This window comes from Halovulum dunhuangense (genome assembly GCF_013093415.1).
Taxonomy (GTDB): domain Bacteria; phylum Pseudomonadota; class Alphaproteobacteria; order Rhodobacterales; family Rhodobacteraceae; genus Halovulum; species Halovulum dunhuangense.
In genome coordinates, this window is record NZ_JABFBC010000001.1 from 1,461,803 (window position 1) to 1,483,918 (window position 22,116).

Genomic DNA, 22,116 nt, shown 5'->3' on the forward strand with positions numbered 1-22,116 from the left:
GTGCTAGGCGATGCCCAGGTCGAAAGTGAGTGACAAGATGAACGTCTTTGCAGAGCTGCACGCCGTCGTCATCGCGGCGCTGAACGAGCTGGTGGAAGAGGGCGCGCTGCCCGCTGGCCTGTCCTTCGAGGGCGTGGCGGTCGAGCCGCCGCGCGATGCGGGCCATGGCGACATGGCGACCAATGCCGCGATGGTGCTGGCACGACCGGCGCAGAAAAAGCCGCGCGACATCGCCGAGGCGCTGGCCGCGAAACTGGCTCGCGATGCGCGCGTGACGGAAGCGGCGGTCGCCGGCCCCGGTTTCCTGAACCTGCGGCTTGCCGCATCGGTCTGGCGCGGGGTGATCCCGGCGGCGCTGGCGGTGGGCAGCGATTTCGGCCGCTCGACCGTGGGGGCCGGGCAGAAGGTGAACGTGGAATACGTCTCGGCCAACCCGACCGGGCCGCTGCATGTGGGCCACACGCGGGGCGCGGTGTTCGGCGACGCGCTGGCGGGGCTGCTGGATTTCGCGGGATATGACGTGACCCGCGAATACTACATCAACGATGGCGGCGCGCAGGTCGATACGCTCGCCCGGTCGGTCTATCTCCGCTACCTTGAGGCGCACGGCAAATCGGTGGAGTTCGCCGATGGCACCTATCCGGGCGAATACCTGATCGAGGTCGGGCAGGCGCTCAAGGACAAGGTGGGCGACGCCTGGATCGACCAGCCCGAGGAAGTGTGGCTGTCCGAGGCGCGGGCATTCGCGACCGATGCCATGATGGCGCTGATCCGCGAGGATCTGAAGGCGCTGGGCGTCGAGATGGATATCTTCTTCTCGGAAAAATCCCTCTACGGCACCGGCCGGATCGAGGCGGCGCTGGAAGCGCTTCAGGCCAAGGGCCTGATCTACGAGGGCGTGCTGGAGCCGCCCAAGGGCAAGCTGCCCGAGGACTGGGAGCCGCGCGAGCAGACGCTGTTCCGCTCGACCGCGCATGGCGACGACGTGGACCGCCCGGTGAAGAAATCCGACGGGGCCTGGACCTATTTCGCCCCCGACATCGCCTATCACTTCGACAAGATCGAGCGCGGCTTCGACCAGCTGATCGACGTGTTCGGCGCCGATCACGGCGGTTACGTCAAGCGGATGAAGGCCGCCGTCTCGGCCCTGTCGGACGGGCGCGTGCCGCTCGACATCAAGCTCTGCCAGCTCGTGAAGCTCTACAAGAACGGCGAGCCGTTCAAGATGTCGAAGCGCGCGGGCACCTTCGTGACGCTCCGCGACGTGGTGGACCAGGTCGGCCCCGACGTGACCCGTTTCGTGATGCTGACCCGCAAGAACGACGCGCCGCTCGATTTCGACTTCGACAAGGCGATGGAGCAGTCCAAGGACAACCCGGTCTTCTATGTGCAATACGCCCACGCGCGGGTGTGCTCGGCGCTCAAGCGCGGGGCAGAGGCCGGGGTGGACGTGTCGGACGCGGCACTCGCGACGTCCGACCTGTCGCTGCTCGAAACGGACGAAGAGCTGGGGCTGCTGCGCAAGCTTGCGGAATGGCCGCGCATCGCCGAAGGGGCGGCGCTGGCGCATGAGCCGCATCGCATCGCCTTCTACCTTTACGAACTGGCCAGCGGCTATCACGCGCTCCAGCACCAGGGCAAACTCGACACCGCGCTGCGCTTCGTGCGCGAGGATGCGCCGGAACTGACCCGCGCGCGGCTGGCGATGATCCGGACCACGGCTGTTGTCATTGCGGCCGGTCTTGGTATCCTTGGCGTCACCCCGGCTGAAGAAATGTGATCAACGCATATTTCGGGGTTCCAGACTGAAGCGCCACAAGATAAGGTGGCGCCGGTCAGAGGCGAGCAGATATGCAGGACGTTGATTACGACGACTATGCCGATGATTCCCCCAAGGGGATGCGGCGCTGGCTGGCGGTTTGCCTCAGATGGGGTGGCGCCGTCGTGTCGGTCGCCGTGCTGGTTCTGTTCGTCTTCTGGGCCTATCGGCTGGGCGTGCGCGACGCCCGCGACATTCCGGTGATCCGTGCATCCGAAGGCCCGATCCGCGTCCAGCCCGAGGATCCGGGCGGGACCACCGTGGCGCATCAGGGGCTGGAGGTGAACGACATCCTCGGCGGTTCCGAAGCGAACCCGCCGACCGAAACCGCGCTGGCCCCCCAGGTGCTTCCGATCGGCCCGGACGACCTGCCGCCCGAAACGGCACGGGACGCCGCGCCATCGCCGGAAAGCGCCGGGCTTCTGCCGATGGACGAGACGCTTCTGATCGACGACGCCGTGGCCCGCGCGCTGGCCGAAGCGGCGGGCGAGGAGGTGTCGGAAGCCGATCTCGACCTGGCGCCGGTGGCCGAGGACGACACGGCGGCCCCCGCATCCGCTGCCGGTATCCCGCGCCCGCTGCGCCGGCCGGCGGATTTCGCCACATCGGCCCCGCGGCAGGACGGCGACGCGCTGGCAGGCCTGTCCGAGCCGCCGCCGCCCCCCGTGACCGAGGAACCCGCCCCCGGCACCCGCATGGTCCAGCTTGGCGCCTTTGAAAGCGCCGATGTGGCCGAGACGCAGTGGCAGCTTCTGCTTCAGGGGCATGGCGATCTGCTGGGCCGCAAGGCGCGCTATATCCAGCAGGCGGAATCGAACGGCCGCGTCTTCTATCGCCTGCGGGTGATGGGCTTCGACGACCAGAACGCCCAGCGCGCCATCTGCGAGGCGCTGCGCGCCCGGTCCGTGGACTGCATCCCCGTGACGGTGCGCTAGATGGCCCCGCGCTCGGTGATATACGGCCTGTCCGGCACGGCGCTTTCCGATGCCGAGGCGCGGTTCTTCCGCGAAAGCGATCCCTGGGGCTTCATCCTTTTCGCGCGCAACATCGACGCGCCCGACCAGGTCCGCCGGCTGGTGGATGACCTGCGCGACGCCGTGGGCCGCCGCGCCCCGGTGCTGATCGACCAGGAAGGCGGCCGGGTCGCCCGGCTGACGCCGCCCGTCTGGACCGGCTGGGAGGATGCGCTGCCCTTCCTCTCCCGCCTGCCCGAAGCCGCCCGGGCTGAGGCCATGCGCCTGCGCTACCACGTCATCGGCGCGGAACTCGCCGCGCTGGGCATCGACGTGAACTGCGCGCCCATGGCCGATGTGGCCCAGCCGGATACCCACCCGGTCGTGCGCACCCGCTGCTACGCAACCACCCCGTCAGAGGTCGCGCGCCTGGCCCGCGCCGTGGCCGATGGGCTGGCGCTGGGGGGCGTGCTGCCGGTGCTGAAGCACATCCCGGGCCACGGGCGCACGCCGCTCGACAGCCATGTGGACCTTCCGGTGGTTGCGGCCCCGCGCGAGGTGCTGGAGACCGAGGATTTCGCGCCCTTCCAGGCGCTTGCCGACCTGCCGCTGGGGATGACCGCGCATGTGGTCTATCCCGCGCTCGACCCGGACCGTTGCGCGACGATGTCGCCCGTGGTGCTCGACAAGATCCGTGCAGGCATCGGCTTCGACGGGCTGCTGATGTCGGACGATATCAGCATGGGCGCGCTTTCCGGCGGCTATCCCGAGCGGTCGGCGGCGGCGCTTTCGGCGGGTTGCGACCTGATCCTGCATTGCAACGGCCGCATGTCCGAGATGGAGGAAGTGGCGGCCGCCTGCGCGCCGCTTTCGGACGATGCGCTGCGCCGGCACCAGGCGGTGATGGCCGCCCGTGCGGCGCTGGCGCCGCAGCCGGTCGATATCCCCGTGACACTTGCCCGTATCGCGGCACTCGCAGGGACGGAGGCGCGCGATGCCTGACGATTTCGCCCCGGAACTTCCCTTCGGCAGCACCGCCGAACGGCTGGCTGCCGAGGCGCTGGTCGTCGATGTCGACGGCTTCGAGGGGCCGCTCGACCTGCTGCTGACGCTGGCGCGCACGCAGAAGGTGGACCTGCGCCAGATCTCGGCCCTGGCGCTGGCCGAGCAGTATCTGCGTTTCGTCGAGGAAGCCAAGCGGCTCAGGATCGAGCTTGCGGCCGATTACCTGGTGATGGCGGCCTGGCTCGCCTTCCTGAAGTCACGGCTGCTGCTGCCGCCCGAGCCGGGCGACGAGGGGCCATCGGGCGAGGAACTGGCCGCGCACCTGGCCTTTCAGCTGGAACGGCTGGAAGCGATGCGCCGGGCCGCCGCCCAGTTGATGGGCCGCGACCAGCTTGGCCGCGACTTCTTTGCCCGGGGAGAGCCGCAGGCCATCTCGGCCCGGCGCAAGGTGATCTACGAGGCCAATCTTCTCGACCTGATGAAGGCGTATGCCCGGGTCAAGACGCGCGACGATTTCGAGCCCTTCCACCTGAAACGCGGCCCGATCTACACGATGGAGCAGGCGCTAGAGCGGATGCGCGGGCTGGTCGGCGCGGCCATTGACTGGGAAACGCTGGAAGGTTTCCTGCCCGAAGGCTGGCAGGTCAACCCGAAGAAGCGCCGCTCGGCGCTGGCCGCGACCTTTGCAGCGTCGCTGGAACTGGCCAAGCAGGGTCGGATCGAGTTGCAGCAGGATGCGACATTCGCGCCGATCCGGCTGCGCGCCCGGCGGGAGCCGCGATGAGCGGCGCGCGCGACGAGAGCATCGCCTCGCTCTTCCAGGCGCCGCCGCTGCCCGAGCAGGAGCGCATGGTCGAGGCGATCCTTTTCGCCGCGACCAAGCCGCAGACCCTGACCGAGATCGCCGACCGCATGCCGCATGGATCGGACCCGGCGGCGGCGCTGGTGCATCTGGCGAAGCGCTACGAGGGGCGGGGCGTGCGGCTGGTGAAGATCGGCGATGCCTGGGCCTTTCGCACGGCGCCCGACCTGGGCTTCCTGATGAGCCGCGAGGTGGAGGAAACCCGCAAGCTGAGCCGCGCCGCGATCGAGACGCTGGCGATCGTGGCCTATCACCAGCCGGTGACGCGCGCCGAGATCGAGGAGATCCGGGGCGTGTCCGTCTCGCGCGGGACCATCGACCTGCTGCTGGAACTGGACTGGATCAAGCTGGGCCGCCGCCGTATGACGCCGGGCCGGCCGGTGACGTTCACCATCACGCAGGCCTTTCTCGACCATTTCGGGCTGGAAAACGCCAAGGACCTGCCGGGTATCAAGGAGTTGCGCGAGGCGGGGCTTCTGGACAACCGCCCGCCCCCCGGCATGCGCGCCGACCGCGACGACGACGAGGCGCGCGAGGACGGCGATCAGGACGACATGTTCGACTGAGCCCGCTCACCCCTGCTGGAAGAGCAGGTAGTCCGAGATTTCCGCAAAGCCCAGCCGCCGATAGACCGGGCGCCCCATATCCGAGGCTTGCAGCACGCCTGTCAGCGCACCCGCGTCCCGGGCCAGACCCAGCGCAAGGAGGCTGAGCGCGCCTGCGATGCCGCGCCCGCGCGCCTCGGGCAGGGTGGCCACGGCGTAGAGCCCCGCGACAGTGCCGGTCACAACGGTCGATGCCGTCGCCACGGGCTGGCCGTCGAGGCTGGCCGTGAAGCGCCGCTGCCCGCGCAGCGCCTCGGGCGGGATCTGTTCCTCCAGCCGGCAAAGCGCCTGCGCTGCTTCGGGTGAGAAACCGGTGGCCCGGGCGGCCAGCGCGGCCCAGTCGGCCCGTGCGGCTGCGTCCGCCGCCTCCTCGATGTGAAGGCCGGGCAGGGGCCCCGGCGGCGCCAGCCGCGCCAGGGCGCAGGCCATCGCGGGAAGCGTGCCGCGTTCCTTCAGCCCAAGCGCCGAGAGCCGGTTCTCGATCGCCGGGGTATGCGCGGCGCTGGCGATCCACCACAGGGCCGGGGCATGGTGGCGGGCGATTTCCTCGGCCAGCCGCGTCTCGAAGGCGAGGATGTCGCCACGCTCGTCGCGCGCGATGATCGCCCCGTTGAAAAGCGGGTGCGGAATGCCGGTGTAGAAGAGGATGTTGCCGTCCCGGTCGATCAGCGTCTTGCCGGGCACGGACGCATAGGCGCCGTAGAACCGCGCCATGTTGGTATCCATCGCTGCCTGCGCCGCCGCGACATAGGCATGTTGTTCCATGCGCGCCCCCGACTGGCCATGTAGGCCGCAAGCCTAGCACGGCCCGGGCCTTTAGGGGACGGTTTTCGCGGCCTTACCCGGCCTTGAAGTGCTTGGAGAGTTTCAGCCCCTGGCCCTGGTAGTTCGACTTCAGGTCGGCGCCGTACAGGCGCGCGGGCCGGGCGGCCATATGCTCATAGACCAGCCGGCCGACGATCTGCCCATGCTCCAGCGCGAAGGGGGCCTCGTGGCAGCGCACCTCCAGCACCCCGCGCGAACCCTTTCCGCCCGCGCCCTCGTGCCCGAAGCCGGGATCGAAGAAACCCGCGTAATGCACCCGGAACTCGCCCACCATGGCAAGATAGGGCGCCATTTCCGCCGCGCAGTCGGGCGGCACATGCACCGCCTCGCGGCTGACGAGGATGTAGAACGCGCCGGGGTCGAGGATGATGCGGCCGTCCTGCGCGTGCACGGGTTCCCAGAAGTCGTCGATGGCGTAGTGCCCGATCCGTTCCAGGTCGATCAGCCCGGTATGCGGCTTCGCGCGGTAGCCTATCAGCCGCCCGCCGCCGCGCCTGAGATCGACCGAAAAGCCCAGCCCGCCATCGATATGGGCGGGGCCGTCCACCAGCCCGACGCTGTCATGCAGCGCGCGCAGCCCCGTATCGTCGATCAGCGCCTGGCCCCGACGGAAGCGGATCTGGTTCAACCGCATGCCGGGGCGTGCGAGGACCGAGAAGGAGCGGGGACTTATTTCCGCGTAAAGTGGCCCGGTATATCCCGCATCGATGCGGTCGAACTCGGTGCCGCGATCCGTGATGAGCCGGGTGAACAGGTCGAGCCGCCCGGTCGAGGACTTGGCGTTGGCCACGGCCGAGATGTCGGCGGGCAGGGCCAGCCCCTCCATCAGCGGCACGAGATAGACGCAGCCCTTCTCCAGCACCGCACCGGGCCCGAGATCGATCTCGTGCATGGCGAAAAGCGGCAGCCGCTCGGCGAGGGTCGCTGCGTCGCCGGGCAGGAACGAGGCGCGCACGCGGTAGGCCCTGCGCCCGAGCCGCAGATCGAGCGAGGCCGGCTGCACCTGGTCCGGGGCGGCGGGCATGTCGAGCGTGATGTGGCCCGCGGCGATCATCGCCTCGATCAGGTGGTCGGGCAGCACGCCCTGCGGCAGGTCGCTCATCGGCGGCGCTCCTTCGGTCCGCGGATGCGAGAAGGGCGCCGGCACGATGTGCAACGGCGCCCTTGGAACAGGGTGGTCGGGCTAGCGAGATTCGAACTCACGACCTTTCGTCCCCCAGACGAACGCGCTACCAGACTGCGCTATAGCCCGACGTGCCGGGGTTATACCCGGATTGGCGGCGGGGGCAAGACCGCTCGTCATGACCGCGATGCCATTTTTGTCCTCAGCGCCTCGAATTTCGACAGAAGCCCGCGCAGGCTTTCGGCCCGCGCCTGCCGCGCGGGATCGGGCGGAAAGGGCCGCCGCTCGCGCGCGGCCGCATGGGCGAACAGATCCACCTGCACATCGCGCCCCCGGCCCCGGCCCGGGCGGGGCAGGTCGACCGACGGAAAGGGCCTCCCTACGGGCAGGGAGGCGGGTGCTTCCTCGCGTGCGGCCAGCGGCTCGTCCACCGCCTCCTCGGCTGTGGGGGCGGCGTGGCCTGCTTCCGCAGAGGTGGGTAGCCCGCCGTTGCTTTCTGCCTCGGCAGGAACCGGTTCCTCGGCGGCTCGATCTTCTTCCTCGGGTTCGGCCACCAAGTCGTCCCGCTCCGCATCGGCGGCTACTGCTTCTTCCGCGGCCTCGGCTGGTGCCTCTTCGGGGATATGTTCCGGTTCGGGCAGGGCTTCGGCCTCGACGGCTTCCGGTTCGGGCGGGGCGGCCACGTCAACCTCGGCGTCCGCAGTCACGGCAAGGAGCACCGGATCCTCTTCGGGCGAAAGATGGCCCAACTCCGCCACATGCTTCACGCCCCGCTCGCGCAGGATCTTCTGCACGCCCTTGATGGTCATGCCGTCCCGGTAGAGCAGGTCACGGATGCCGCGCAGCAGGTCGATGTCCTGCGGCCGGTAATAGCGCCGCCCGCCGCCGCGTTTCACCGGTTTTATCTGGGTGAAACGACTTTCCCAGAAGCGCAGCACATGGGCCGGGATTTCCAGGATCTCGGCGACTTCGCTGATGGTGCGGAACGCGTCTGGGGATTTCTGGACCACGATTCCGTCGCCCGCCTCAGGACTTGTTGCCGGCGTCGACGCGGTCCTTCATCAGGTGCGAGGGCCGGAAGGTCAGCACCCTGCGCGGCGAGATGGGAACTTCCTCTCCGGTCTTGGGGTTGCGGCCCATGCGCTCGGACTTGTCGCGCACGCTGAAGGTGCCGAAGGACGAGATCTTGACGCTTTCGCCGCTTACCAGCGCATCCGAAATATGCTGGAGCACCGCCTCCACCAGGTCGGCGGATTCGTTGCGCGACAGCCCCACCTCCTGGAAGACCGCTTCTGCCAGATCCATCCGTGTCAGTGTGGACTCGCTCATCGCAGGAACCTCATTTCCCCTAGCTGCCTGAAAGGTATGGGGAATCGTGAAACGGAGTCAATGGCAAGGGCTTGGCGGTGCGCGCCGGGCCCCGCGCTGCCTACCAGCGAAGCGCGCAGGCGCCCCAGGTCAGGCCACCGCCGATGGCCTCCATGAGGATCAGATCCCCCTTCCTGAAGCTGCCGCGCTGGCTTGCCACAGACAGCGCCAGCGGGATCGACGCGGCCGAGGTATTGCCGTGGTCCTGCACCGTCACCACGACCTTTTCCATCGCGATTCCGATCCGCTGAGCGGTCGCCTTGATGATGCGCAGGTTCGCCTGATGCGGCACGACCCAGGCCACATCGTCGACCGACAGGCCGGCGGCGGACAGCGCCTCCTCGCCTGCGACGGCGAGTTTCTCGACCGCATGCTTGAAGACCTCGCGCCCCTCCATCCGCAAAAGCCCCGCGGTCTGGGTGGATGACACGCCGCCATCGACATAGAGCAGGTCGTGATAGCGCCCGTCCGAGCGCAGCACCGTAGACAGGACGCCGCGATCCTGGGGCCCGCCGTCCCCGGACTGTCCCTCCAGGATGAGCGCGCCGGCGCCGTCGCCGAACAGCACGCAGGTCGCCCGGTCGTTCCAGTCGAGGATGCGCGAGAAGGTCTCGGCGCCGATCACCATGACCCGGCGGGCCTGGCCCGACGCGATCAGCGCGTTGGCATTGGCCACCGCGAAGACGAATCCCGCGCAGACCGCCTGGATGTCGAAGGCGAAGCCTTCTCCCATTCCCAGCGCCGCCTGCACTTTGGATGCGGTCGAGGGGAATGTGTGGTCGGGGGTGGCCGTCGCCACGATCAGGGCGTCGATGTCCGCCCCTGCCAGCCCGGCATCCTCGAGCGCCATGCGCGCCGCGGCGATGGCAAGGTCCGAGGTTCTTTCACCCTCGGCCGCGAAATGCCGCCGCTCGATCCCCGAGCGGCTGCGGATCCATTCGTCCGATGTGTCGATCCGGGCTTCGAATTCCGCGTTCTCGACCACACGCGCGGGCAGGTAGTGCCCGCAACCGATCGCCACCGCGCGCGTGACCGTCATGCTCAGGAGGCCTCTTGTTCTTTGTCGTTGTCGCCAGTGTGGACCCGGGGCGCGCCAGACGCAACGCGGGCGGCCAGCTTTTCCGAAAATCCGTTCTGCTCCAGCCGGAAGGCCAGCTTTATCGCCGCCGAAATGCCCGTCGCATCGGCGCTGCCGTGGGATTTCACCACCGTCCCGTTCAGCCCGAGGAAGACGCCGCCATTCACCCGTCGCGGGTCGATCCGCTTGGACAGGCGCCGCAGCGAGGTCAGCGCGAAGAGCGCGCCGATCCGGCTGAAGATGGTGTGGCGGAACGCCTCGTTCAGCAGGTCGCGGATCAGGCTTGCCGTGCCTTCGGCGGTCTTGAGCGCGATGTTGCCCGAAAACCCGTCGGTCACGATGACATCGGCCCGGCGGCCCGAGATGTCCGAGCCTTCGACGAAGCCCACATACTCGAAATCGCCCGCAGGCGCCGCCTGCTCGATCAGCTGGGCGGCTTCCTTCAGTTCGGCGCGGCCCTTGTGCTCCTCGGTGCCGACATTCAGCAGACCGACGCGCGGACGCTTCAGCGCCAGCCCGTTGCGGGCATAGGACGCGCCCATGATCGCGTAGTTCAGCAGGTCGCGCGCATCTGCCCGGATATCGGCGCCGACGTCGAGCACGACATTGTGCCCGGCCGGGTTGCGCGACGGCCAGAGCACGGCGATGGCGGGGCGGATCACGCCGGGCGCCATGCGCAGCCGCAACATCGACAGGGCCATCAGCGCGCCGGTATTGCCACAGGAAACGGCCACCGATGCCTCGCCTTTCTCGACGGACTCGAGCGCGTTCCACATGCTCGTGCCCTTGCCATGCCGCATGACATGCGAGGGCTTCTCGTCCATCGACACGGTCTTTTCGACGTGCCGGATCTCGGTCCGCTCACGCAGGGTCGGGTGCTTGTTGACCAGCCGCGACAATTCCGGCGCCGGCCCATGCACGATGAACCGGATATCGCTGTTCTTGTGCGCGGACTTGAGCATTCCACCGACGACGGCGGAAAGGCCTCGCTCGCCCCCCAATGCGTCGATCGAGATGATCGTTGATCGATCCGTGCCGCTTTGGGTTTTCATCATCCGACTTGCCGGAAAGCGGCCTTATGCGGCGTCTTCGTCCAGCTCGACTTCGTCCACCATCGCGACGACTTCGCGCGAATCGTAGTGGCCGCAGGCCGGGCACACATGGTGCGGGCGCTTCATCTCGCCACAGTTCGCGCACTCGTTCGGATTGCCCGCGACCAGCGAGTCGTGCGAACGGCGCATACCGCGGCGGGACCGCGTGACTTTACTCTTAGGAACAGCCATCTGTTCAACCTCGGTTCTGGGGGCACAGGCCCGCGTTTTGGCGGGGTGTAGCAGCCCAAGCGACGCTTGTCACCCGCTGCAATCACCCCCTGCGTAAGGAAGCGCGGAAAATACAAGGATCGCGGGCGGCTGCAAGCGGAAATCCGGCGCCTCAGTCCTCGTCGCGTTCCAGCTTTGCCTTCAGCGCCTCCAGCGCCGCGAAGGGGCGCGGCGCGGGTTCTATCGGGGCGGCGCCGCGCGGCCGCGCCTCGAGCGCCAGTTCGGGTGCATCCTCGGCGCGGGGATAGGCGGGAAGGGCCAGCGCCAGTTCTTCTACCGCCAGCGCGCCCAGGTCCAGCGTATCGGGCAGCGGCTCCACCTCGTCGGCGTCGGGGTCCATCTCGACCTCGGTGCTGGTCCGGGCCAGGTCGATATCCGGCAGATAGATGCGCCGCAACTCGACATCGACGCGGGTGCGCACCGGTTGCAGCGTCACCACGCAGGACTGGGTGGCCGTCGCGCCCAGCTGCCCCTCGAATCGCCAGCCATCCGCCCCGGTAGGCGAGAGCGCCCCCGCAATGCGCAGCTTTCGCAGCCCCTGCAGGCCGAGAAACTCCGCGACCGAGGCCTGTTCCTCGACGGTGGCCGTCTCGTCCACGGCGTGGACGCGCGCCCGGTTCAGCCCCGACAGGCGAAGCTTGCGCCGAAAGGAATGCGTGGCCTCCGGACTGTCCTGCGGGTCGTGTCCGGGTTCGGTTTGGCGTGCCATGATGACCTCCCTTTGGGCTGACAGCTTGAATTTAACGATGGGTCGGGCTACGGGACAAGCTGCGACACCGGGCCGAGCGGGAGTGGGTCATCTACATGAAAAGACGTGCAAGGGCGATCCTCTGCGGCTTCACGCTCGTGCTGGCGGCCTGCTCTCCGATCGTGACGGTTCATGGCTATGTGCCGTCGGACGCCGACCTGGCCGAGATCACGCCCGGGACCGACACGATCGAGACGGTCGCCCAGTCGGTGGGCCGGCCTTCCAGTACCAGCCTGCTGGGCAACCGCGAGTGGTACTATGTCCAGACCACGATCGAGCAGTTCACCTACAACCCGCCCGAAGTGACCGACCGCAAGGTGGTGGTGGTGTCCTTCACCGACAGCGGCGTGGTCGAGGAGGTGCAGACCTACGGCCTGGAGGACGGGCGCGTCGTGAACCTGTCGCCCCGCGTCACGCCAACCGGCGAGGAGCGGGCAGGCGCGCTGGCACGGATCTTCGGCAGCCTGCTGAACTTCGACGCAAGCTCCTTCGTGGCGAACTGACGCCGCTGCGTCACTCGTCCTCGGGGTGGAAGGTCAGGGCCACGCCGTTCATGCAGTAGCGCAGGCCGGTCGGCGCCGGGCCGTCGGGAAACACATGGCCCAGATGGGCGTCGCATCGGGCACAGAGTACTTCCGTGCGGCGCATGAACCACGACCGGTCCTCGCGCTCTTCGACGGCGTCGGGCTCGACCGGCTGGAAAAAGCTCGGCCAACCGGTGCCGCTGTCGAACTTCGTGGCCGCGTCGAACAGCGGCGCACCGCAGCAGACGCAGGCGAATGTGCCCGGCTTCTTGGGGAAGTTGTCGTTCGTGAACGCACGCTCGGTGCCATGCTGGCGGGTCACCTTGTAGGCGAGGTCGGAGAGTTGTGCGCGCCATTCCGCGTCGGATTTCACGACCTTGTCGGCCATTTCGTTCCCTTTCGCTGATATTGCCAGAAACCTTTTGCGGCGCATCCGCCACTTCGGTCATAAATGGCTCATGTTCGTCTGACATAAGGCATTTAAACCGCGCAGAGAGGCTTGCAATGGCTGGATTCCGACGCGGCCGCTATGTGGCCCGCTTCGCCGACACGCCAGAAGACCTGACAGCGGCGCAGCGGCTTCGCCATCTCTGCTTTCGCGGGGGTGAGGGGCTTGATGCGGACCCCTTCGACGAGCTGTGCCTGCATGTCCTGGTTGAAGAGGCGGATGGCGGGGATCTCGTCTGCTGCTTCCGCCTGCTGCCCTTCCGTGACGGAACCGAGATCGGCGCCTCCTACGCGGCGCAGTTCTACGGGCTCGAGTCGCTGCGCGACTATTCGGGGCGCATGGTCGAGATGGGGCGCTTCTGCATCCGGCCCGGTCTGCGCGACCCCGATGTGCTGCGCGTCGCCTGGGGCGCGATGACCGAATATGTCGACAGCGAAGGGGTGGAACTGCTGTTCGGCTGTTCCAGCTTCCAGGGCACCGAGGCGGACAAGCACATGGACGCCTTTGCGCTGCTGGCCGACCGACACCTTGCCCCGAAACGCTGGCTGCCCCGGGTCAAGGCGCCGCGCGTGTTCCGCTTTGCCAGCCGGCTGGGCCTTGGCGCGCCCAATCTCAAGCTTGCGCAAAAGGCGATGCCGCCGCTTCTGCGGACCTATCTGGTGATGGGCGGCTGGGTGTCCGACCATGCCGTCGTGGACAACGACCTGGGCACGATGCACGTCTTCACCGGGCTCGAGATCGCGGCGATCCCGAGTGCGCGCAAGCGGTTGCTGCGGGCCACCTGAGGCATCTTGCCAAACTTGGAATCATTCTAATATCCTGTTCCCGAAACGAGAGGGAACAAGAATGCTTCAACGCGTGCTCCGGACCGGGCGCCGGTCCTTCGACAGCCTGTCGGAACAGGAGATCCTCGCGCTGGCCATTTCCTCGGAAGAGGATGACGCCCGCATCTACCGCGCCTACGCCGACGGGCTGCGCGAGGACTATGCCGCATCCGCCCGCATGTTCGACGAGATGGCGGCCGAGGAGGACGAGCATCGCCGCCGCCTGATCGAGCTGCACCAGAGCCGATTCGGCGACGTGATCCCGCTGATCCGGCGCGAGCATGTGCGCGGCTATTACGAACGCAAGCCGGACTGGCTGGTCCGCCCCCTGGGGCTGGAAAAGACCCGCGCCATGGCCGAGCAGATGGAAGAGCAGGCAGCCCGCTTCTACCGCGCGGCCGCCGCCCGCGCGAGCGATGCGGACACCCGCAGGCTGCTGGGCGACCTGGCCTCGGCCGAGGCCGGGCATATCGCGACCGCACAGGCGCTCGAGAAGAAGCACGTTCCCGAGGATGTCCGCGAAAGCGAGGCGGAAAGCGAGCATCGCAGCTTCGTGCTGACCTATGTCCAGCCGGGGCTTGCCGGTCTGATGGACGGCTCGGTATCGACGCTGGCGCCGATCTTCGCCGCCGCGTTCGCGACCGGGGACACCTGGCAGACCTTTCTCGTCGGTCTGTCGGCCTCGGTCGGTGCGGGCATCTCGATGGGCTTCACCGAAGCCGCCAGCGACGATGGCGTGATCTCGGGGCGCGGCTCGCCCATCAAGCGGGGCTTCGCCACCGGCACAATGACCACGGTCGGCGGGCTGGGGCATGCGCTGCCCTACCTGATCCCGGATTTCTGGACCGCAACGATCATCGCCGTGATCGTCGTCTTCGTGGAACTCTGGGCGATCACCTGGATCCAGAACCGCTACATGGAAACGCCCTGGCTGCGGGCGGCGCTTCAGGTGGTGCTGGGTGGCTCGCTGGTGCTGGCGGCGGGCATCCTGATCGGCAACGCCTGAGCAAAGGCCCGCGCAGGGGGGAACCGCGCGGGCCTTTTCCGTCACGCGGCAGGGGTTATTCGGCCGCCAGCGGATCGCGGAAGCCGAACATGATCTTCTGCGCCTCCCGGTCCTTGGTCGCGTCAGAGCGCAGATCCTCGCGCAGGGCCTTGCCGGCCCTGACCGCCGGCCGCTCGCCCACGCGCGCCAGCCAGGCCTTCATGTTGGGGAAACGCTCGATGTCCTGCTGCTGCGCCTCCCAGCCCTGCGCCCAGGGCCAGATCGCCATGTCGGCGATGGAATACTCGCCCGCAACGTAGTCGCGGTCGGCAAGCCGCTTGTCGAGCACGCCGTAAAGCCGGGCCACCTCGTTGCGGTAGCGCTGCTTGGCATAGGGCAGATCCTGCGGCGGCTCCATCGAGGGGGCGTATTTCAGGAAGTGATGCGCCTGGCCCGCCATCGGCCCCACACCGCCCATCTGCCACATGAGCCACTGTTCCACCTCGACCCGCGCGCGTTCGCCCGTGCCACCGAACTGCCCGGTCTTGCGGGCGAGGTATTGCAGGATCGCGCCGCTCTCGAAGATCGAGATGGGCGCCCCGTCAGGGCCGTCGGGGTCGATGATCGCGGGCATCCGGTTGTTCGGGGCGATGGTCAGGAAATCCGGCTCGAACTGCTCGCCCCGGCCGATGTTCACTGGCTTCACCGTATAGGGGAGGCCCATTTCCTCAAGCGCGATGGACACCTTCCAGCCGTTCGGCGTGGGCCAGTAGTAAAGCTCGATCTTGCCGGTCATTCGCGTACCTCCGTTGTTTCGGTTCCGGGGCACTAGCTGGGCATGGATGCCCTGATGGCAAGGTCACGTCTGCGCAACAGGCCGTTGCCAGCCCTGCGGGCGGTCCGGCCGGTCCGGGTGCGTGCCGGCCCGATCTGCCGCCGTCTCGGCCCGAAGCCGCGCCACCGACCAGCGCGCGCGGTCGCGCAGGATCGCCCGGTAGAGCGCCATCGCGCCGGGCCTGGAATACACGCTCCAGTGGCAGACGGGGCGCGTCGCCGGACCGATGGCGATGCCGCGCCGCGCGAGTGCGGGGCGCAGCACCGGCTCTCCCAGCCGCAGGTCGAAGGCGAAGGGCAGGTCGGCCGAAAGCCCGGCCGACAGCGGACGCGCGCCCGGCAGGGGGCCGAAGCCCGTCAGCAGCAGGTCGAACAGCGCATTCTCCGGCGTGCTGACGTTGAAGATCTGCGCCGCGCCGGCGGCCGCGCCAGTCATCAGCGTCAGCGCCCGCTGCCGATACTCGGCCCCGTCGAGCAGGATCACCTGGCCGATCCCCGGCCGGTCGAGCGCGGCGATCGCGTTGAGCGCCACGCGCGCGCCCAGCGAATGGGCCATCAGGTCCACGCTGCGCCCGGGCGCCAGCGCCTCGATCGCGGTGATGATGGCGGCAAGCGCGGCCCCTGCCTCTGCGGCGGTGTCATAGGCGCGGGCGAAGCCGCGGGGCAGGGCACCGGTGACGGGCTGGGCGCCCGCGGGCCAGCCGAAGCCGATGCAGAGCCCGTCTTCAAGCCCGCGCCGCGAAAAGCCCAGCGCGCCGGGCCAGCGCAGCACTCGCGGTGTCTGGCTGGCGGGGTCGGTGCTGAACAGGCAGGCATGCGGATCGGTCTCGCGTCGCGACGGGCAGTAGCGATAGCCATGCACCAGGATCACGATCGGTGCGCGTTCCGGCAATCGTTCGAGCGCCGCGGCGAGCGCCATCTCGAAGGGCAGGTCGGGCGCGAAATGCGGAAGTACCCGGCCCCGGATCAACGACAGGTGCAGCACGGACATCGGGTGGCCCCCCGGTTGCGACATGCGCCAGTCTCGCGCATTTGCATTACGGGGATGTGAAATCCGTCAATCGTTTCCGTGAAACCGCGTCGCCCCCTCGGATTGACGCCCGGGCCGGCTTGGATTACCGAACGGGCCGTGGCGATTTGTGCACCGGATTGCGGGCCACGTTAAAGAAGCCGCTAAAGAGGTCGTGGTCCGCTGCACATGGCCCCGATCGCTTGCCCCCGCTCGGGGCTTTCGCTTGCAAGGAGACCGCGTTCCAGCGGGTGGACCAGATGGCAGACAGACCCTCGAAGACCCTCAGACCCCGGACGACGCTGGTGCATGGCGGGGTGCGCCGCAGCCAGTATGGCGAGATGTCGGAGGCGATCTTCCTGACCCAGGGCTTCGTCTATCCCGACGCCGAGGCGGCCGAGGCGCGCTTCATCGAAAGTGGCCCGGACGAGTTCATCTATGCCCGCTACGGCAACCCGACCGTCGCGATGTTCGAGGACCGCATCGCCGCGCTCGAGGGGGCGGAGGCCGCCTTTGCCACCGCAAGCGGCATGGCGGCGGTGAACGGCGCGCTCTTTTCGCAATTGAAGTCGGGCGATCACATCGTCTCGGCGAAGGCGCTGTTCGGCTCGTGCCTCTATATCGTCGAGTCGCTGCTGCCGCGTTTCGGGGTCGAGGTGACTTTCGTGGACGGCGCCGACCTGAGCCAGTGGGAAGCGGCGGTGCGGCCCGACACGAAACTCGTCTTCCTTGAAAGCCTGTCGAACCCGACGCTGGAGCTGGTGGATATCGCCGGTGTCGCGGCCATCGCGCACAGGCAGGGTGCGCAGGTCGTGGTGGACAACGTGTTCGCGACCCCGATCTTCCAGCGAAGCCTGGATCTGGGCGCCGACGTGGTGATCTATTCGGCCACCAAGCATATCGACGGGCAGGGCCGTTGCCTGGGCGGCGTGGTGCTGGGCAAGCGCGATTTCGTGCGCGGCACGCTGGAAACCTATCTCAAGCACACCGGGGGGGCGCTGTCGCCCTTCAACGCCTGGGTGATGCTGAAGGGGCTGGAGACGATGGACCTGCGCTGCCGTGCGCAGGCCGCCAGCGCGCAGGCGCTCGCCGAGGCGCTGGAAGGCCATTCAAGCATCGCCCGCGTGCTCTACCCGGGCCTGCCCAGCCATCCCCAGCACGCGCTGGCGCAGCGCCAGATGGAAGCCGGCGGCACCGTCATCGCCTTCGATGTGGCCGGCGGCAAGGAGTCGGCGTTCCGGTTCCTGAACGCACTTCGGGTGGTCCTGATCTCGAACAATCTGGGCGATTCCAAATCCATCGCGACCCATCCCGCGACGACGACGCATCAGCGCCTGTCCGACGAGGCAAAGGCGCATCTCGGCATCACTCCGGGTCTGATCCGGCTGTCTGTCGGGCTCGAGGATGTGGCCGACCTGCAAGAGGATATCCTGGCCGCGCTCGAGCAGGCCTGAGGCCTGCCCGCAAGGACGCGGTGGGCTGGCGGACAGCTTGCCGCGCCCGGGCGGTGTCGTGGGGGTTTGAAATTCGAAACTCCGCCCCATCTTGTCGCGCCTGACGACGGAAACCGAAGGGCGCAGTCGATGAATATTCACGACCCCAAGATCAACACAGAGCGCGACGATGCCACCACGCCGCGCAAGCCAACCCGGAACGAGGCAGAGGCTGCCGTCCGTACCCTGCTGCGCTGGGCGGGCGACAACCCCGAACGCGAGGGGCTTCTGGACACGCCGGGCCGCGTCGTGCGCGCCTACGAGGAATGGTTCCGCGGCTATGACGAGGATCCCGAGGCGATGCTCCAGCGGACCTTCGAGGAAGTCGAGGGCTACGACGAGATGGTCGTGCTGCGCGACATCCGCTACGAAAGCTACTGCGAGCATCACATGGCGCCGATCATCGGCAGGGCCCATGTCGCCTATATTCCCACCGACCGGGTGGTGGGCATCTCCAAGCTTGCCCGCGTGGTCGACGCCTTCGCCAAGCGCCTCCAGGTGCAGGAAAAGATGAACGCGCAGATCGCCAACACGCTGAACGACGTGCTCAAGCCCAAGGGCGTGGCCGTGGTGCTGGAGGGCGAGCATCACTGCATGTCCACCCGCGGCGTGCACAAGCCGGGCGTCTCGATGGTGACATCCACCATGCTGGGCGCCTTCCGCGAGCCGGAGACCCGGCGCGAGTTCCTGTCGATCATCGGGAATCCGACCAACCGCGGGGTGTGATCCCGAACGCGAGGCATCGCAGGCGGGGTCCGGCTTGACTTGCCCCCGGCCTGCGGCCAAGCGTGGCGCATGATCGATTTCAGACCCGTCGGCTTCGTCATCGGATGGCTGGTCGCCGCCCTCGGCGCGGCCATGATGCTGCCTTTGGCCGCCGAGCTGGTCTCCGGCACGGGCGAGGCGGGCACCTTCCTGTCCAGCGCCGCGGTCACCTTCCTGGTCGGCGGCGCGATGGTGCTCAGCTGCAACCAGGTGCCGCGGCCGAAGCTGACGATCCAGCAGATCTTTCTTCTGACCACCGGCGCCTGGGTGGTGCTGCCGATCTTCGGCGCGCTGCCCTTCATCCTGGGTGCCCCGGGCGCCAGCATCACGGACGCCTATTTCGAAGCGGTCTCCGCCTTCACCACCACCGGCTCCACCGTGTTCTCGGGGCTCGACCAGATGCCCCGCGGCACGCTTCTGTGGCGGGGGCTGATGCAGTGGCTGGGCGGCGTCGGGATCGTCGTCGTGGCCATGGCCTTCCTGCCGGCGCTGCGGGTGGGCGGCATGCAGATCTTCCGCTCCGAGGCGTTCGACACCATGGGCAAGCTTCTGCCCCGCGCCGGAGAGATCGCAAGCCGCATCTCGATCATCTATGTCGTGCTCACGGTCGCCTGCGCGCTGGGATACAGCCTGACCGGGATGGGCGGCTTCGATGCGCTGGTGCATTCCATGACGACGCTGGCCACCGGCGGCATGGCGAATGTCGATGCGTCCTTCGGCGCGTTCAAGGGCGGGCCGGAATATGTTGCGTCGTTTTTCATGGTGCTCGCCAGCCTGCCCTTCGTGCGCTACATGCAGCTTGTGGCCGGGACGGCGCAGCCGCTTCTGCGCGACAGCCAGGTTCATGCCTTCTTCGGCGTGCTCGGCGCTGTCATCGCCGCACTGGTCGTCTGGCAGCTTGTGATCCTCGACCGCCCGACCGAGGAAGCCTTCCGCGAGGCGCTGTTCAACGCGGCCTCGATCATGACCGGCACCGGATACGCCTCGATCGACTACCAGCTCTGGGGCGCCTTCCCGATGGCGCTGATCTTCGTGGTGGGGCTTGTGGGGGGCTGCTCGGGCTCAACCTGCTGTTCGATCAAGATCTTCCGCTACCAGCTGCTGTTCGCGACCATCCGGACCCAGATCCGGCGGATCAACAACCCGCATGGCATGTTCTCGCCCCGCTACCAGGGGCGGGTGGTCGATGACGACACGATGAATTCGGTGATGGCCTTCTTCTACCTGTTCTTCGTATCGCTCGCGGTGTTCTCGGTCATCCTTACGCTGATGGGGCTCGATCCGGTCACGGCGATCTCGGGCGCAGCCACCGCGCTTGCCAATATCGGCCCCGGCCTCGGGCCCATCATCGGGCCTGCGGGCAACTTCGCGCCGCTGTCGGATCAGGTGAAATGGGTGCTGGTCGTTGCGATGCTGATCGGGCGGCTGGAGCTGATGGCCTTCTTCGTCATCTTCACCCTGTCCTTCTGGCGTCGCTGAGGCGTCCGGCCAGACGCCGCATTGACCCCGGACGCGGCCCTGCCTAGACAGGCGCGCGAGGATCAACCGCGAGGCAGAGCATGTCCAGTCAGACCACCGCCCCCCGCAGCTTCCAGGAGATCATCCTGCGCCTGCAGAATTACTGGGCGGCGCAGGGCTGTGCGATCCTGCAACCCTATGACATGGAAGTGGGGGCGGGCACCTTTCATCCGGCGACCACGCTGCGCGCGCTTGGCCCCCGGACCTGGGCCGCGGCCTATGTCCAGCCCTCGCGCCGCCCGACCGACGGGCGCTATGGCGAGAACCCCAACCGCCTGCAGCACTACTACCAGTACCAGGTGCTGATGAAGCCCTCGCCGCCGAACCTTCAGGAGCTGTATCTCGGCAGCCTCGAGGCCATCGGCATAGATTTCGCCTATCACGACATCCGCTTCGTCGAGGATGACTGGGAAAGCCCCACGCTGGGCGCCTGGGGGCTGGGCTGGGAGGTCTGGTGCGACGGCATGGAGGTCAGCCAGTTCACCTATTTCCAGCAGGTGGGCGGGCATGACTGCAAGCCGGTCTCGGGCGAGCTGACCTACGGGCTGGAACGTCTGGCGATGTATGTGCTGGGCATCGACCATGTCATGGACATGCCCTTCAACGATCCGCAGAACGCCTTTGCGCTGACTTACGGCGACGTGTTCCGCCAGACCGAGGCGGAATACAGCCGCTGGAATTTCGACGTGGCCGACACCGAAACGCTGCTGCGCCATTTCGAGGATGCCGAGGCCGAGTGCCGCCGCATCCTGGCCCGGCCGCAGGACGACCCCAAGACCGGCAAGCGCATCGTCATGGCCCATCCCGCCTATGACCAGGCGATCAAGGCAAGCCACCTGTTCAACCTGCTCGATGCGCGGGGCGTCATTTCCGTGACCGAACGGCAGGCCTATATCGGGCGGGTCCGGGCGCTGGCGAAATCCTGCGCCGACGCCTTCCTCGAGACCGAGGCCGGGGGCGCCGCCGCATGAAGGGCCGCAGCCTCGTCATCGGGTTCCTGGGCTTCACCGTGCTCTTCGGCGCGGGGCTGTTCTATGCCCAGAACTACGCCTTCTACGACCGGGTCGAGGGGCTGACGGAACTGCCCGTCGCGGATCGCGTGATCCCGGTCGAGGGCTATGTGGGCATCGACGCCGAGTCCTCGGGGCTGAAGCGGCGTGGCTGCTTCACCGTCGATCCCGCCGCCTTCGACGGGCTGCCCCCGGCCGAGGATCCCCAGCCGCTGAACCCGCCCTTCTGGTTCGACTGCTTCGATGCGGGCGCCCTGACCGAGGATATCGCCGCGGGCCGGGCCACCGCCTACATGGCGGCGGTCGAGGAAGTGGACGGCATCGACCGGCTGGTGGCGGTCTATCCCGATGGCCGCGCCTACGAATGGCGGCAGCTCAACGCCCGTTTCGCGGAGTAAGCACATCATGGCCAGGACCCTCCTTCAACTTGCCGGCGCCGATCCGAAGCCTGCGGCCCTCTCGGACAGCCTGCTGGTGCTGATCGACGTGCAGAACGAGTATTTCGACGGCCCCCTCGCGCTTGCCGGCGTGGACGAGGCGGCGGCCGTGGCGTCGCAACTTCTGGCGCGTGCGCGGGCGGCCGGCATCCCCGTGATCCATGTCCGCCACCGGGGCCGGCCCGGCGGCGCCTTCGACCTGGACGCCGCTCGCGGGCAGATCCACGAAAGCGTCGCGCCCATGGAAGGCGAGCCGGTGATCGACAAGAGCCTGCCCAACGCCTTTGCCGGCACCACGCTGGCCGAAACGCTCGCCGCGCATCCGGACCGGACGCTGATCCTTGGCGGCTTCATGACGCATATGTGCGTGTCCTCCACCGCGCGGTCCGCGCTCGACCATGGCCGCGCCTGCGTGGTGGCGTGGGATGCGACCGCCACCCGCGACCTGCCCGACCCGATGGGCGGCACGCTTTCCGCAGCCGAGGTGCAGCGCGCGGCGCTTGCCGCCCTGGCCGACCGTTTCGCGGTGACCTGCCGCGCCGACGACATTCCCGAATGAGG

General features: G+C 68.0%; 25 protein-coding genes, 1 tRNA gene and 1 riboswitch. Of the genes, 14 read left to right on the forward strand and 12 right to left on the reverse strand.

Translation table 11 applies throughout. The annotated features are described in order from the left end of the window. Positions 1 to 37: 37 nt before the first annotated feature. From argS to scpB, 5 genes are all read left to right on the forward strand, one after another. On the forward strand, positions 38 to 1,780 hold the full coding sequence (gene argS, locus HMH01_RS07150) for an arginine--tRNA ligase (RefSeq protein WP_171323782.1): 1,743 nt from the start codon (positions 38 to 40) through the stop codon (positions 1,778 to 1,780). A gap of 71 nt (positions 1,781 to 1,851) precedes the next feature. Further along, entirely contained in the window at positions 1,852 to 2,754 is a 903-nt protein-coding gene (locus HMH01_RS07155) for an SPOR domain-containing protein (RefSeq protein ID WP_171323784.1), read from the forward strand. Further along, positions 2,755 to 3,774 (forward strand): glycoside hydrolase family 3 N-terminal domain-containing protein, encoded by a 1,020-nt coding sequence (locus HMH01_RS07160; RefSeq protein WP_171323787.1) that lies wholly within the window; start codon positions 2,755 to 2,757, stop codon positions 3,772 to 3,774. Further along, complete coding sequence (locus HMH01_RS07165) at positions 3,767 to 4,561, forward strand: segregation and condensation protein A (RefSeq protein WP_171323789.1); 795 nt, start codon at positions 3,767 to 3,769, stop codon at positions 4,559 to 4,561. Before HMH01_RS07160 ends, HMH01_RS07165 begins: the two co-directional genes overlap by 8 nt. After that, the gene (gene scpB / locus HMH01_RS07170; RefSeq protein ID WP_171323791.1) at positions 4,558 to 5,205 is read left to right on the forward strand and encodes an SMC-Scp complex subunit ScpB; all 648 of its coding nucleotides are present in this window, start codon (positions 4,558 to 4,560) and stop codon (positions 5,203 to 5,205) included. The genes HMH01_RS07165 and scpB overlap by 4 nt, the downstream gene beginning before the upstream one ends. Before the next feature lie 6 nt (positions 5,206 to 5,211). On the opposite strand, the gene HMH01_RS07175 is transcribed toward scpB, so the two are convergent. The 9 genes from HMH01_RS07175 to HMH01_RS07215 all read right to left on the reverse strand — a co-directional run bounded on the left by HMH01_RS07175 (position 5,212) and on the right by HMH01_RS07215 (position 11,669). After that, positions 5,212 to 6,009 carry a GNAT family N-acetyltransferase gene (locus tag HMH01_RS07175; protein WP_171323793.1) on the reverse strand — a complete coding sequence of 266 codons (798 nt, stop codon included), beginning with the start codon at positions 6,007 to 6,009 and terminating at the stop codon, positions 5,212 to 5,214. A gap of 73 nt (positions 6,010 to 6,082) precedes the next feature. Then, the gene (locus tag HMH01_RS07180) at positions 6,083 to 7,171 is read right to left on the reverse strand and encodes a 2'-deoxycytidine 5'-triphosphate deaminase (RefSeq protein ID WP_171323795.1); all 1,089 of its coding nucleotides are present in this window, start codon (positions 7,169 to 7,171) and stop codon (positions 6,083 to 6,085) included. A 73-nt stretch (positions 7,172 to 7,244) separates the two neighbouring features. Next, a tRNA-Pro gene (locus HMH01_RS07185) sits at positions 7,245 to 7,321 on the reverse strand. 47 nt (positions 7,322 to 7,368) lie between these two features. Continuing rightward, positions 7,369 to 8,202, reverse strand: coding sequence for a MerR family transcriptional regulator (locus HMH01_RS07190; RefSeq protein WP_343035174.1), 834 nt, complete (start codon positions 8,200 to 8,202; stop codon positions 7,369 to 7,371). A gap of 16 nt (positions 8,203 to 8,218) precedes the next feature. Then, positions 8,219 to 8,521 (reverse strand): integration host factor subunit alpha, encoded by a 303-nt coding sequence (gene ihfA / locus HMH01_RS07195; RefSeq protein WP_171323797.1) that lies wholly within the window; start codon positions 8,519 to 8,521, stop codon positions 8,219 to 8,221. A gap of 100 nt (positions 8,522 to 8,621) precedes the next feature. Continuing rightward, positions 8,622 to 9,599 carry a beta-ketoacyl-ACP synthase III gene (locus HMH01_RS07200; protein ID WP_171323799.1) on the reverse strand — a complete coding sequence of 326 codons (978 nt, stop codon included), beginning with the start codon at positions 9,597 to 9,599 and terminating at the stop codon, positions 8,622 to 8,624. Between the two features lie 2 nt (positions 9,600 to 9,601). Beyond that, entirely contained in the window at positions 9,602 to 10,690 is a 1,089-nt protein-coding gene (gene plsX / locus HMH01_RS07205; RefSeq protein ID WP_425483583.1) for a phosphate acyltransferase PlsX, read from the reverse strand. Between the two features lie 24 nt (positions 10,691 to 10,714). Further along, positions 10,715 to 10,921, reverse strand: a complete 207-nt coding sequence (rpmF, locus tag HMH01_RS07210; protein ID WP_171323803.1) for a 50S ribosomal protein L32 — start codon at positions 10,919 to 10,921, stop codon at positions 10,715 to 10,717. A 151-nt stretch (positions 10,922 to 11,072) separates the two neighbouring features. Beyond that, positions 11,073 to 11,669, reverse strand: a complete 597-nt coding sequence (locus tag HMH01_RS07215; protein WP_171323805.1) for a YceD family protein — start codon at positions 11,667 to 11,669, stop codon at positions 11,073 to 11,075. Between the two features lie 95 nt (positions 11,670 to 11,764). On the opposite strand from HMH01_RS07215, the gene HMH01_RS07220 reads away from it, so the two are divergent. Further along, entirely contained in the window at positions 11,765 to 12,211 is a 447-nt protein-coding gene (locus HMH01_RS07220) for an outer membrane protein assembly factor BamE (RefSeq protein WP_171323807.1), read from the forward strand. A 10-nt stretch (positions 12,212 to 12,221) separates the two neighbouring features. Here the strand turns inward: HMH01_RS07220 and msrB are convergent, their stop codons facing one another. Beyond that, entirely contained in the window at positions 12,222 to 12,620 is a 399-nt protein-coding gene (gene msrB, locus HMH01_RS07225) for a peptide-methionine (R)-S-oxide reductase MsrB (protein WP_171323809.1), read from the reverse strand. A 116-nt stretch (positions 12,621 to 12,736) separates the two neighbouring features. On the opposite strand from msrB, the gene HMH01_RS07230 reads away from it, so the two are divergent. Both HMH01_RS07230 and mbfA read left to right on the forward strand, forming a co-directional pair. Then, entirely contained in the window at positions 12,737 to 13,465 is a 729-nt protein-coding gene (locus HMH01_RS07230) for a GNAT family N-acetyltransferase (RefSeq protein ID WP_171323811.1), read from the forward strand. 61 nt (positions 13,466 to 13,526) lie between these two features. Continuing rightward, positions 13,527 to 14,510 (forward strand): iron exporter MbfA, encoded by a 984-nt coding sequence (gene mbfA, locus HMH01_RS07235; protein ID WP_171323813.1) that lies wholly within the window; start codon positions 13,527 to 13,529, stop codon positions 14,508 to 14,510. 55 nt (positions 14,511 to 14,565) lie between these two features. Here the strand turns inward: mbfA and HMH01_RS07240 are convergent, their stop codons facing one another. Both HMH01_RS07240 and HMH01_RS07245 read right to left on the reverse strand, forming a co-directional pair. After that, positions 14,566 to 15,285 (reverse strand): glutathione S-transferase N-terminal domain-containing protein, encoded by a 720-nt coding sequence (locus tag HMH01_RS07240; RefSeq protein ID WP_171323815.1) that lies wholly within the window; start codon positions 15,283 to 15,285, stop codon positions 14,566 to 14,568. A 63-nt stretch (positions 15,286 to 15,348) separates the two neighbouring features. Beyond that, positions 15,349 to 16,338: an alpha/beta hydrolase gene (locus HMH01_RS07245; protein ID WP_171323817.1), complete on the reverse strand. Its 990-nt coding sequence runs from the start codon at positions 16,336 to 16,338 to the stop codon at positions 15,349 to 15,351. A 104-nt stretch (positions 16,339 to 16,442) separates the two neighbouring features. Continuing rightward, a riboswitch (SAM riboswitch) is annotated at positions 16,443 to 16,521 on the forward strand. A 71-nt stretch (positions 16,522 to 16,592) separates the two neighbouring features. Here HMH01_RS07245 and metZ point away from each other — a divergent pair. The 6 genes from metZ to HMH01_RS07275 all read left to right on the forward strand — a co-directional run bounded on the left by metZ (position 16,593) and on the right by HMH01_RS07275 (position 22,114). After that, the gene (gene metZ / locus HMH01_RS07250) at positions 16,593 to 17,786 is read left to right on the forward strand and encodes an O-succinylhomoserine sulfhydrylase (RefSeq protein ID WP_171323818.1); all 1,194 of its coding nucleotides are present in this window, start codon (positions 16,593 to 16,595) and stop codon (positions 17,784 to 17,786) included. Between the two features lie 129 nt (positions 17,787 to 17,915). After that, on the forward strand, positions 17,916 to 18,551 hold the full coding sequence (gene folE / locus HMH01_RS07255) for a GTP cyclohydrolase I FolE (RefSeq protein ID WP_171323820.1): 636 nt from the start codon (positions 17,916 to 17,918) through the stop codon (positions 18,549 to 18,551). A 69-nt stretch (positions 18,552 to 18,620) separates the two neighbouring features. Continuing rightward, a complete protein-coding gene (locus HMH01_RS07260) occupies positions 18,621 to 20,069 on the forward strand; it encodes a TrkH family potassium uptake protein (RefSeq protein WP_171323822.1) in 1,449 nt (482 codons plus the stop codon). An 80-nt stretch (positions 20,070 to 20,149) separates the two neighbouring features. Beyond that, positions 20,150 to 21,079: a glycine--tRNA ligase subunit alpha gene (locus HMH01_RS07265; protein WP_171323824.1), complete on the forward strand. Its 930-nt coding sequence runs from the start codon at positions 20,150 to 20,152 to the stop codon at positions 21,077 to 21,079. Next, complete coding sequence (locus HMH01_RS07270) at positions 21,076 to 21,516, forward strand: DUF6446 family protein (RefSeq protein WP_171323826.1); 441 nt, start codon at positions 21,076 to 21,078, stop codon at positions 21,514 to 21,516. The genes HMH01_RS07265 and HMH01_RS07270 overlap by 4 nt, the downstream gene beginning before the upstream one ends. 7 nt (positions 21,517 to 21,523) lie before the next feature. Beyond that, entirely contained in the window at positions 21,524 to 22,114 is a 591-nt protein-coding gene (locus tag HMH01_RS07275; protein WP_171323828.1) for a cysteine hydrolase family protein, read from the forward strand. Positions 22,115 to 22,116: the final 2 nt, after the last annotated feature.